This is a genomic window from Streptomyces sp. AC627_RSS907 (assembly GCF_019049165.1).
The window spans coordinates 1-556 of sequence record NZ_JAGMUE010001474.1 but is presented as its reverse complement, the minus strand read 5'-3'; the positions used below and the strand labels follow the sequence as shown (position 1 = coordinate 556).

Below are 556 nucleotides of genomic sequence, written 5' to 3'. Positions count from 1 at the left end.
GGGCCAGCCGCTCCGACTGGTCGAGACGCCAGATCAACACCAGGCCGAGCCCGTTGAGCAGCGTCGCCAACGGCAACAGCAACGGGTCGGCGTACGGCGCGAACTTGCGCACCACGATGTGCCCGATGCCGGCGAGCAGGCCGAGGCCCAGGCCGTAGCTGAGCATGCCCGACGGCATCTCGTCGCTGAGCGCGAGGCCCACGTTGGCGTACGCGAACACCGGGATGATCACCGCGAAGGCGAGCATCGCGAGCTCGGTGTTGCGACGGCTCGGCGGACCGGCCGTACTGATCGTGGTCGTGCTGGTGGTACTGCTGCTCATCGCTGGCGGCCCCCTACCGCTTCACTGCTGGGTGCCGCCGCACTCGTCGGCCAGTTCGCGCTCCGCCGGGGACAGCGAGGGCGTTGGCGTCGGGGTGGGGGACGGAGTGGTCGTGTCGGTACGGGGCTGCGCGCCTGGCTTGCCGGTCTGGTCGCCGGTCTGGCCCTCTCCCTTGCCGAGGTCCCGCTGCTGGTCCTCGGCCTTCTTGCGCTCTTCCTGAGCGCGCTTCGGGGG

Annotated in this window: 2 pseudogenes; both read right to left on the bottom strand. The window is 70.7% G+C overall.

The annotated features are described in order from the left end of the window. Positions 1–322 (bottom strand): annotated as a pseudogene (locus KUM32_RS42525) (FtsW/RodA/SpoVE family cell cycle protein); the annotation flags it as partial. Between the two features lie 21 nt (positions 323–343). Then, positions 344–556: pseudogene (locus tag KUM32_RS42520) on the bottom strand (hypothetical protein); the annotation flags it as partial.